Annotated in this window: 10 protein-coding genes; 1 reads left to right on the top strand and 9 read right to left on the bottom strand. The window is 71.4% G+C overall.

Features of this window, described 5'->3' with window-relative positions; genetic code table 11:
- The 4 genes from QZ433_RS13075 to QZ433_RS13060 form a co-directional block, all read right to left on the bottom strand.
- The coding region (locus QZ433_RS13075) for a hypothetical protein (RefSeq protein WP_295784277.1) at positions 1-860 on the bottom strand (860 nt) is incomplete at its 3' end.
- A gap of 81 nt (positions 861-941) precedes the next feature.
- The gene (locus tag QZ433_RS13070; protein WP_295784275.1) at positions 942-1,697 is read right to left on the bottom strand and encodes a hypothetical protein; all 756 of its coding nucleotides are present in this window, start codon (positions 1,695-1,697) and stop codon (positions 942-944) included.
- Between the two features lie 44 nt (positions 1,698-1,741).
- Positions 1,742-3,208, bottom strand: a complete 1,467-nt coding sequence (gene cls / locus QZ433_RS13065; RefSeq protein ID WP_295784273.1) for a cardiolipin synthase — start codon at positions 3,206-3,208, stop codon at positions 1,742-1,744.
- 62 nt (positions 3,209-3,270) lie between these two features.
- A complete protein-coding gene (locus QZ433_RS13060; protein WP_108318032.1) occupies positions 3,271-3,468 on the bottom strand; it encodes a hypothetical protein in 198 nt (65 codons plus the stop codon).
- A gap of 133 nt (positions 3,469-3,601) precedes the next feature.
- Between QZ433_RS13060 and QZ433_RS13055 the strand changes: the two genes are divergently transcribed.
- Positions 3,602-4,750 (top strand): DUF4192 family protein, encoded by a 1,149-nt coding sequence (locus tag QZ433_RS13055; RefSeq protein ID WP_295784271.1) that lies wholly within the window; start codon positions 3,602-3,604, stop codon positions 4,748-4,750.
- On the opposite strand, the gene lysS is transcribed toward QZ433_RS13055, so the two are convergent.
- The 5 genes from lysS to QZ433_RS13030 form a co-directional block, all read right to left on the bottom strand.
- Entirely contained in the window at positions 4,701-6,221 is a 1,521-nt protein-coding gene (lysS, locus tag QZ433_RS13050; RefSeq protein ID WP_295784269.1) for a lysine--tRNA ligase, read from the bottom strand. The genes QZ433_RS13055 and lysS overlap by 50 nt on opposite strands.
- Before the next feature lie 99 nt (positions 6,222-6,320).
- On the bottom strand, positions 6,321-7,175 hold the full coding sequence (gene panC, locus QZ433_RS13045; RefSeq protein WP_295784267.1) for a pantoate--beta-alanine ligase: 855 nt from the start codon (positions 7,173-7,175) through the stop codon (positions 6,321-6,323).
- Positions 7,172-7,891 carry a DUF2520 domain-containing protein gene (locus tag QZ433_RS13040; RefSeq protein WP_295784265.1) on the bottom strand — a complete coding sequence of 240 codons (720 nt, stop codon included), beginning with the start codon at positions 7,889-7,891 and terminating at the stop codon, positions 7,172-7,174. Before QZ433_RS13040 ends, panC begins: the two co-directional genes overlap by 4 nt.
- A complete protein-coding gene (locus tag QZ433_RS13035) occupies positions 7,888-9,522 on the bottom strand; it encodes a PH domain-containing protein (protein WP_295784263.1) in 1,635 nt (544 codons plus the stop codon). Before QZ433_RS13035 ends, QZ433_RS13040 begins: the two co-directional genes overlap by 4 nt.
- A 62-nt stretch (positions 9,523-9,584) precedes the next feature.
- Positions 9,585-10,145, bottom strand: a complete 561-nt coding sequence (locus QZ433_RS13030) for a PH domain-containing protein (protein WP_295784280.1) — start codon at positions 10,143-10,145, stop codon at positions 9,585-9,587.
- Between the last annotated feature and the right edge of the window lie 251 nt (positions 10,146-10,396).

Here is a 10,396-nt window from a genome sequence, read left to right as displayed (position 1 = left end):
TCCCGCGAGGTGAGGCGCACGACGCGCCACCCGAGATCGGCGAGCATCTCGTAGCGGCGGATGTCCCGCTGCCACTGCCGCCGGTCGCGCAGGTGGTGTTCGCCCTCGTACTCGAGTCCGACGTTTCGGTCCGGGTACGCGAGGTCGAGACGCGCCACGAATGATCCGTCGGGCGCGCGCACCACGTGAGCCGGGCATGGCTCCGGCAGCCCCGCGTCCACGAGCAGCAGTCGCGTCCATGACTCGGGCCGCGACGACGAACCGTCGCGCACCCGGTTCAGCGCCGAGCGCAGCGCGCGGGCGCCTCGTCGACGGGATGCCATGACGGCGGCCTCGAGCTGATCGAGCGATCCGAGCGCTTCGGGGTCCTGCCGATGCTGCGGCCGGCGGACGATCGCGTCACCGAGGGCGACCAGGTCATAGGGGTGGTCGATCTCCGACGCGAGGTGCACCCAGGTGGTTGGGGGCGAGGTGAGGCGGATGCCGTGAACCGGGTGCTCCCGCACCGAGACGGATTCGGCGTTCAACGAGTGGCCCCGCACGCCCCGCCCGCCGGGGGCGCGGCGTGGTCGTGCGACCGCGACGTGGACATGGTCGAGCCGAAGTGCCGCGGGCACGGGGAGGTTCCACGCCGTCGCCGCACTGCCGTGACTGAAGAACGCGTGCGGAGATATGCGCGTGGCGTACGCGAGCATCAGGTCGAGGTGCGTGCGTTGCCCCTCGGCATCCACTTCCCGTACGCCGTGGAACGGACGCTGCAGCTCAGCAGAGCGAAGCCGCCCGGACGTCACACCCGCCCGGCGAGCCTCCCCGACGCTGAAACGGGAGCCGAGCTGCGGGGGGAAGGATTCGACCGCCATCCCGGCAGATTGGACCACACCCGACGCAGTGGAGCGCCGCGCGGGACATCCGGTGCAGAACGGTCGCGTGGGGAGGAACGGTCAACGGGTGCCGAGGACGGGCACCGGGTCGGTGACCTGCACCCCGCCTCCGGACAGGACGAGCGACACGTCGCCCTGACCCGCCTCGCGGCCGATGTCGGCCAGGGTGACCCGGGGCGCGAAGTCCATCGTGCAGATCTGGTCGGCCGGGGGCGTGGCGAACTGCACCTCGACGGTCTCGCCCTGCGAGGTCACCGACTCGACCGTCGGCACGCACCCCGAGCTGCCGTACGTCACGATCGCGACCATCGACCGGTCGACCCATCCGGCGCTGGCGGTGAGGTCGGCCGGCGCGGCGGGCACGCTCGCGAGGCCATCCAGACGCGTCTTGCCCTCGACGGCGCCCGAGACGGTGACGGCGAGCGGCTGCGCCGCGTCGACCCCCGCGGGCAGCGGCACGAGCGTCGCGCGGGGCGCCATGTCGCGCGTGCAGGCGTCGCGCTGGGCATCCGCCAGGGTCACCGTCAGCACGCCGTTGGCCACGGTCGACTCACCCTCGACCACGGGGACGCACGACGAGCTGCCGTAAGTCACGACGGCGATCGCGCGACCGGCGTCGACCCACGCGGCCGCGACGTCGGCGCCCGGGGCCGAGGCCTCGGCATCCTGTGTCGACGACGTCGCCGATGGAGCGGAGGCCGCTCCCGAGGCGCAGCCGGCGAGGGCGCCGGCGGCGAGCAGGCTCGCGCCGAGCAGGCCGATGAGGGTCAGACGGTGACGGGACATGCGGACCTCCGGGGCGGTTTCGGCATCCATGATGCCGAAGAATCCTGGATGCCGACGGCGAACGCCGCCACAGATCACTGCAACGCGGAGGTGAGGCGCGCGAGGTTGTCGAGGATCGTGGAGCGCAGGGGCTGACGCTGCCACTCCTCGACCGTGAGCTGCCGGCTGAGGCGGCGGTAGGTGTGCTCCACTGCGCGCATGTCGCGTACGAACTCCTCGCCCCGCACCAGCATCGACACCTCGAGGTTGAGACCGAACGAGCGCATGTCCATGTTGCTCGAACCGATGACCGCGACCTCGTCGTCGATCGTGACGCTCTTGCTGTGCAGGATGAAAGGTTTGCGGTACATCCAGATGACGACTCCCGCGCGCAGCAGGGCTTCGTAATAGCTGCGCTGCGCGTGATAGACCATGGCCTGGTCGCCCTCTTCGGAGACGAACAGCTCGACGTGCACCCCCCGCTGACAGGCCGTGGTGATGGCCAGCAGCAGAGCCTCGTCGGGCACGAAGTAGGGGCTCACGATGATGATGCGCTCCTGCGCCGCGAACAGCAGACCGAGGAAGAGCTTGAGGTTGTTCTGGAAGTCGAAGCCGGGACCCGACGGCACGATCTGGCAGTCGAGGTCGCCCGGGCCCGACGTGACCGAGAACAGGTCGATCTCGTCGGTGAGGGTCTCGTCGGTCTCGCTGTACCAGTCCGACAGGAAGACCGCGTTGATGCTCGCGACGACGGGCCCTTCGACGCGCACCATCAGGTCGACCCAGTGCAGGCCCCGGCGGATGTTGCGGCGCAGGTTGTACGACGAGTCGGTGACGTTCTGCGACCCCATGTACGCCACGTCGCCGTCGATCACGAGGAGCTTGCGGTGGTTGCGCAGGTCGGGCCGCTGGTACCGCCCGCGCAGCGGCTGGACGGGCAGCATGAGGTGCCAGTGCGCCCCCATCGCGTCCAGGCGCCGCAGGGTCTGCTTGTAGCGGGGTTTCCCGCGGTTGGCCCAGTGATCGAGCAGCACGCGGACGACGACGCCGCGCTGGGCCGCCTCTTCGAGGGCGCGGAAGAAGTTGTCGGTCGAGTCGTCGGTCTGCAGGATGTAGAACTCGACGTGCACATAGCGTTTCGCCTGGCGGATCGCGTCGGCCATGGCATCCAGGCTCTGCTGGTAGTCGGCGATGAGGGTCGCGGCGTTGTCGCCCGCGATGGGCATGGCGCCCAGGTTGCGGTTGAGCTGCACGAGCGAGCGGAACCACTGCGGGGCGTTCGGGCGAAGGGTGCCGAAGTCGAGCGAGGCACTGGTGTCGTGGATGTACCGGTTGATGTCGGTCTGCTTGCGGCGGCGTTTGCGCGGGAGTCGCGGGTTTCCGATCAGCAGGAAGAGCAGGACGCCGACGAACGGGATGAAGTAGATCGCGAGCAGCCAGGCCATGGCCGCGGTGGGGCGGCGATTGCGCGGCACGATGATGATGGCGGCGATGCGCACCACGAGGTCGACGACGAAGAGCGTGATGACGAGCCAGCTCGCGTCGAACGTGGCGGTGAACACGGATCCTCCTGGGCGGGTTGTGCACCCAGCGTAGCGACGACCTCGGACAGAGGCCGCGATCGTCAGTTCGCCGAGCCGTCGCCGGCCGGAGCCGCGGGCGGGAGGCCGCGCTTGGCGCGCTCCTGCGCCTCGATGCGGGCGTAGGCCTTGCGCTCGGTGCGGTCCATGCGGATGACGTTGCGGAGGATGAAGAAGAACACGACCGACACTACGAGGGTCGGCAGAATCGCCCACAGCATCGCGGTCCAGGTCTCGTCCATGCTCTCCAGGATACCCGCGGCGCCTGGGCGCCCGCCCCGGACGACTCCTGCACACCGTGCCGAACGGCGAAGTCATCCACCGTCGAGCTATTCGGCCTCTCGGGCGATGCGGCGACACGGCCACTCTCGACCCATGACCACCACCGTCGTCCGCGCCACCTCGCCGTCCGCGTTCCTGTCCATCGTCCCCCACCTGCTCGAGTGCACTCCGCGGCAGAGCCTCGTCATCGTCCCCTTCGACGGCGTGCACTCCCTCGGAGCGATGCGCGTCGACCTGCCGCCCGAGGGCGACGCCGTCGAGGACGGACTGGCCTCGACGGTCATCGGCATGGCGTGCAAGGTCCGCCGCACCGACGGCGTCGCGGTCGTCGTCTACGCGGACGTCCCGCTCGCGGCGGGACTGCCGCACCTCGGATTCGTGGATGCCGTGCGCTCCCGCGCGCAGATCTGCGGGCTGCGCCTGGTCGACGCCTTCGTCGTCGGTTCGAACGGCTGGGCCAGCTTCCTGGATCCGGCGACGATCCACCCCCTCGGCGAGATCACGGCGCACCCGAAGCCCGTCGTCGAGGGCGTCGAGGTACACCCCGACCAGACCTCCGCCGCGGCCCTGCCCGAGGTCGATGGCGAGTCCGCGCGTGCGTTCGGTCGCCTGGTCGACGACATCGAGGTCGCCCTGGTCCGCGGGTCCGCCAGACGGCGCGTGAGTCCCGCCCGTCGCGCCCGCATCGACGAGGCCGTGGCCGGGATCGGCGACCCTCCGGCGCTGTTCGAGCGGATCGCGTCGGTCCCGACCGAACAGCTCGACCTCGCGCACCTGGCCGCGCTCGGCTTCTGCCTCGAACGCCCGGCGCTGCGAGACGTCGCTCTGGTGCAGTGGGCCACGGATCTTCCGACGGGGGATGCCGTCCTGCACGCGCAGACGGCATACCGCACCGGGACGCCGATCCCTGCGGACCTCGCCCGGCCGCTGTACGGAGAAGGCGCGCGCCCCGATCCGTCACGGCTGCGAGCCGGCCTCGACGCGTGCCGGCGCGTGGCCGCGCTCACGCCGGACGAGCGTCGCCCCGGACCGCTGGCGGCCTGCGCGTGGCTCGCCTGGGCGGGCGGCCGCGCCAGTCACGCCGCCGCCTACGCCGAGAAGGCTCTGCGTCTCGACGAGAGGCACGGCCTGAGCGAGATCGTCCTCACGCTCGTGTCGGCCGGGCAGCTGCCGGAGTGGGTGTACGAAGGCCCTACTTCACCAGCGGGAACAGGATCGTCTCGCGGATCCCGAGGCCGGTGATCGCCATGAGCAGACGGTCGATCCCCATGCCCATGCCGCCCGTGGGCGGCATGCCGTGCTCGAGAGCGCGCAGGAACTCCTCGTCGATCGGCATGGCCTCGTCGTCGCCGCGCGCGGCGAGCTTGGCCTGCTCGGTGAAGCGGTGACGCTGGATCACGGGGTCGATGAGCTCGGAGTAGCCCGTGGCCAGCTCGAAGCCGCGGACGTAGAGGTCCCACTTCTCCACGACCCCCTCGATGGAGCGGTGCTCACGCACGAGGGGGCTGGTGTCGACGGGGAAGTCCATAACGAACGTCGGGCGCGTCAGACCACCCTTGACGAAGTGCTCCCAGAGCTCCTCGACCCATTTGCCGTGGGTCTCGTGCGGGGGCGCGTCCACGCCCTGCTCCGCGCCGAACGCGCGCAGCTCCTCGACCGGGGTCTGCGGTGTGATCTCGCGCCCGGACGCCGCCGACAGCGAGCCGTACATCGAGATGCGGTCCCAGTCGCCGCCGAGGTCGTACTCCGTGCCGTCGGCCCACGTGACGGTGGTCGAACCGGCGACGGCGACCGCGGCATCCTGGATCAGGGTCTGCGTCAGGTCGGCGATGCCGTTGTAGTCGGTGTAGGCCTGGTAGGCCTCGAGCATCGCGAACTCGGGGCTGTGCGTCGAGTCGGCGCCCTCGTTGCGGAAGTTGCGGTTGATCTCGTAGACGCGGTCGATGCCACCCACGACCGCGCGCTTGAGGAACAGTTCGGGGGCGATGCGCAGGTACAGCTCGGTGTCGAAGGCGTTCGAATGGGTCGTGAACGGACGGGCGCTCGCCCCGCCGTGCTGCACCTGCAGCATCGGCGTCTCGACCTCGACGAAGTCGCGCTCGGTGAAGGTGCGGCGCAGGCTCGCATTGACCTTGGCGCGGGCCAGGACCGTCTCGCGGGCGCGGTCGCGCACGATCAGGTCGAGGAAGCGGCTGCGGACGCGGCTCTCCTCACTCAGCTCGGAGTGCAGGTTGGGCAGGGGCAGCACGGCCTTCGCGGCGATCGTCCACTCGCTCACCATGATCGACAGCTCACCGCGACGGCTCGAGATCACCTCGCCCGAGACGAACACGTGGTCGCCCAGGTCGACGAGCTCCTTCCACGCCTGCAGCGACTCGTCGCCCACGCTGGCGAGGGAGACCATGGCCTGGATGCGGCTGCCGTCGCCGGCCTGCAGCGAGGCGAAGCACAGCTTGCCGGTGTTGCGGCTGAACACGACGCGTCCGGCGACACCCGCCGTCTCCCCCGTCTCGGCTCCGGCTTCGAGGTCGCCGAAGCGGGCGCGCAGCGCCGGGATCGTGGTCGTGATCGGCACCGAGACCGGGTAGGCGCCGCCCGCGGCATCCAGGCGCTCGGCGAGCAGACGCTCACGCTTGGCCAGTCGCACCGCCTTCTGCTCGAAGACCTCGTCTTCGGTGGGTTCGGCGGCGTCGTTCGCGGGCGCGTCGGTCATCGTCAAGCTCCTCGGGGTCTCGCCCATTCTATTCGCCGCGTCCGCGCGCTCCGCGGCGCGCTCCCCGGCCCGAGCGGCCGACGACGCTCCGGCCCTGCCTCAGCGCAGCGAGATCTCGACGTTGTCGATGAAGCGGTGGCCCCCGACGGTCGCCGCGATCAAGGCCAGGGCGCGTCCGTGATGACCGTCGTCGACCGGCAGGAACGTCGCCGGATCGACCACGCTGAGGTACTCCAGCGAGATGCGCTGCTCGCCCATCAGCGACGACTGCGCGGCGGCGATGCACGCGTCCACTCCCAGATCCGCATTGGATGCCGCCGCCTCGAGCGCGCGCGGGAGCTTGGCCGCGGCGCGGCGGTCCGCCTCGTCGAGCAGGGCGACGCGACTCGAGATCGGCAGACCGTCCTCGGTGCGCACGGTCGGAACCGAGACCACCTCGACCGCGAAGTCGAGATCGCGCACCATGCGACGCACCAGGAAGATGCGCTGCAGATCGCGCTCCCCGTAGACGACCACGTCGGGGGCGATCAGGTGGAAGAGCTTGGCCTCGACGGTGAGCACACCGTCGAAGTAGAACGGGCGCACGCGCCCCTCGTACCGCAGGCCCACGTCACCCGCCGACACCCGGGTGGTGGCCGTGCCCGCCGGCAGGAACTCCGCGGCGGACGGGGCGAAGACCACATCGACGCCCAGCTCATCGAGCACCCGCGCGTCCGCCTCGGGCGAGCGTGGGTACGCGGCGGTCTCCTCCGCCGTTCGGAAGCGGAGCGGGTTGACGAAGGTCGACACGACGACGACGTCGGCGCGCTCGCGCGCCTCGCGGATGAGATCGACGTGGCCGTCGTGCAGCGCGCCCAGCGTCGAGACGAGCGCGACGCGCGGACGGTCGTCGGGTCGGTTCGCGCCGCGAATCTCGCCGAGTCGGGTGCGCAGATCGTCGAGGGTGCGGATCATCCGTCGATCGTAGCGTCGCCGTCCCGCACGCTCCGGCCGGCTCCCTCGGCGAGCGCCTGGTCGACGGTGGAGCGGACGAGGGCCGAGAGGTACCCGCCGGGGTTGTCGACACCGACACGGGTCAGCAGCTCCGAGCTCTGTCGCACGATCGAGCGCGAGAACTCCGTCGCCGTCGCGATGGCCTCGGCGTACGTCGGCCGGTCCTGTTCGGCGACGACCACCGGTTCGCATCCGAGCTCGACGGCGAGGGCCTGGGCGATCGGCAGCACGGGCCCCGGAGCGGTGACGGCGGCGTACGCCTGGGCGAGTTGCCGCAGGTCGACGGACGACGCTCCGGTGAACGAGATCGCCGGATGGATCGCGAGCGGGATCGCTCCGCGCAGGGCCGCCGGGTCGAGGACGCGCGCCCCATACCCCGCGTCGGTGTGCAGCACCAACTGCCCGGGTTGCCAGGCGCCGAGATCGGCCAGCCCCGCGACGAGCCCCGGGATCTCGTCATGCGGGACCGCGATGATCACGAGCTCGCTGCGGCGGACCACCTCATCGGCGGCGAGCACGGGAAGTCCCGGCAGGATGGCCTCGACGCGGTCGTCGTCCGATCCCGAGGTGATGCCGGTGAGCGCATGCCCGGCCCCCGCGAGGGCCGCGCCGATGACGGGCCCCACGCGGCCCGCACCGATGATGCCGACGCCCAGGCGTCCGTCGCGGCCGGTCATCCGGCCCACCGGTGGCTGCGGTCGCCCGCCGCCGCGGCGACCGCCGCGTGCGCCGTCCGGTCGAAGAGCGCGACGGCGTCATCGCGATCGAGCGCACCGACCGCGGTCTGCACGCTCCCGGCGATGACGTGGCCGACGATCGTCGCCGTCCCCAGGGCGCGCGCCACCGGCCCCTGATGGAGCCCGACGGACTGCAGGCGTGCGAGCGGCAGGATGCTGAGCGAGCGCCACACCCATCCGCGGCGCAGCAGCAGGGCATCCGCCGTCACGAGAGCGCCGTTGCGCCGCCACGACAGCGGTCGCAGCCACCGCGCCCGGAGCGGGGTGGTCGTATACGGATCCTCGTCCACCGGACCCAGGATGCCGTCCCGGAACACGAGTGTCCATTCCGCGGGCGACAGGCCCGGGGCGAGGATGCGCAGGACCCGTTCGACGTCGTCCCGCGTGCCGATGGGCAGGACCGCGGCGAACTGGTCGGTGCTCGTGTCCGTCGAGGAGCGACCCGACAGACGGTTGACCGAGACGGCCCACCATCCGAACGGGCGCCACAGCAGCGGTTGGCGCACCTCGATCGCGTGCACCCGCCCCGGCGGGACGACCTCGGAGACCGTCGTGAAGAGCCCGAACGTGACACGCACCCCGTCGGGGGTCGGCGCGATCGAATAGCGCAGGCCCCGCGCGATGGATCGCACGTAATACGCACCGAACGCCAGGAACATGGGGACGACCGTGAACAGCAGCCACAGCGTCGACACCGACGCGGCCACCGCGATACCCCCCACCAGCGCGACGAGGACGAGCGTCGACCCGCTCAGCACACGGGATGCCACGAGGCGGCCGATCGGGATGCGGACGATGGTCTCGGGCTCGGCGTCGCTGAAGTCCTCGCCGTCGACGAGCTGCTGCAGTCCCGAGCCCACGGCATCCGCGGCCTGCTGCACGAGCGAACCGCGATCGCCGGCCTTCGCTCGCGCCTCGGCCAGACGGCGACCCGACGCGAGGCGCAGGATGTCACCGCGAACCGCCTCGGCATCCGCGCCCGAGAGGTACTCGAGCCGGACGTTGGCGTCCAGGCCCGCGCCGACCACCTCGAGCTTGGCCAGTCCCAGGAGTCGCGCGATCATCGGACGCGTCAGGTTCACGCCCTGGACGCGGTCGAGCGGGGCGCGGCGGTGCGTGCGGAACAGCACGCCCGAGCGCACCTCGACATCGTCATCGCCGATGCGCAGAGTGTGGAACCGCCACGACAAGCGGAAGAGCACGAGAAGCACGACGAGCACCCCGAGGGTGATCCCTCCCGCGATGAGGATGAGGTTGTTCGCGAAGAGGAAATCGACGGGGTCGGGGGGCAGCTCCCCCGGCGGCAGGTCGGTGAAGATCGGGAAGAAGAGCTCGATCAGCCGTTCGCGCAGGTTCGCCACGATCACGCCGATCACGACGAGGAGCGTCAGTCCCCCGCGTAAGAGCGGAGTCAGCGGGTGCAGGCGATGCCACTGGCCGTCGCTGAAGGGCGAGCGCACCGCGGCACGCGGCAGCCCGCGTCCGGCCGTCGGCGCGGGATCGGAGTGCAGCGGCGCGCTCGGCGACGCCGTCGGTGCGGCGTCGCCCCTACGGTCGTCAGGCGTCGGCACCGGCTCCCCCGCCGCGGGCGATGAATCGGGACGCCACGCGCCGGTCCCCGCGCCCGGATCGCTCACAGGCCCGTCCGGCGGGTCTCGGCCACGGCGACCAGGGTGTCGCGCAGCTGGTCGGCCGCCTGCTGCGTCAGGCCCGGGATGGTCACACCCGACGCCGCGGCCGCGGTCACGAGCTTGAGCTGAGCGATGCCGAACCCCCGGTCGAGCGGTCCGTGCGTGATGTCCACGAGCTGCATACGGCCGTAGGGGACCGCGACCACGCGTTGCCACAGGATGCCGCGGCGGAAGACCAGGTCGTCCCGACGCAACTGGTACCCGACGGAGCGCGCTTGGCGCGGGGTGATGAGCAGCCCGACGAGCGTCACCGCCAGGACCACGCCCGCGGGGATCCAGTGCCACACGAACCCCGTCCACGCCTGAAGGATCACCGCGACGGCGAGGACGACCAGCAGCACCGCGCCCTGGGTGATGAGCTGCACGCGCACGTACGCACGCGCCAGCTGGTACCACGTCCCGTCGCCCAGCGGCAGGCGACGCGGAGAGCGGGGTTCGAGGATGCGATCGTACGTGCCCGTGCCGAGCGCGTCCGCCTTCGCCGGCGCGCGCCCGGCCGGCACGGCATCGGCGCCCGGCGCGCCACCCGCGACCGAAGCCTCCGCCACCGGCGCAGCGCTCGCCACCGGCGCAGCGCTCGCGACCGGCTCAGCGCTCGCGACCGGCTCAGCGCTAGCGACCTGCTCAGGCCCCGACGGGTCCGGCGGGGGTGTTCCGGGGGGTGTCGTCATCGTCGTCCTTCCGGATGGTGCACAGCTGCTCGGCCACGAGTCCCGCCACGACCAGCACGGCGCCGGCCACGAGCGTCGCGATG

Origin of the sequence: uncultured Microbacterium sp., from assembly GCF_913776565.1 — a bacterium.
In the GTDB taxonomy this organism is placed as follows: Bacteria; Actinomycetota; Actinomycetes; order Actinomycetales; family Microbacteriaceae; genus Microbacterium.
This window is presented reverse-complemented; position numbering and strand designations above follow the sequence as displayed.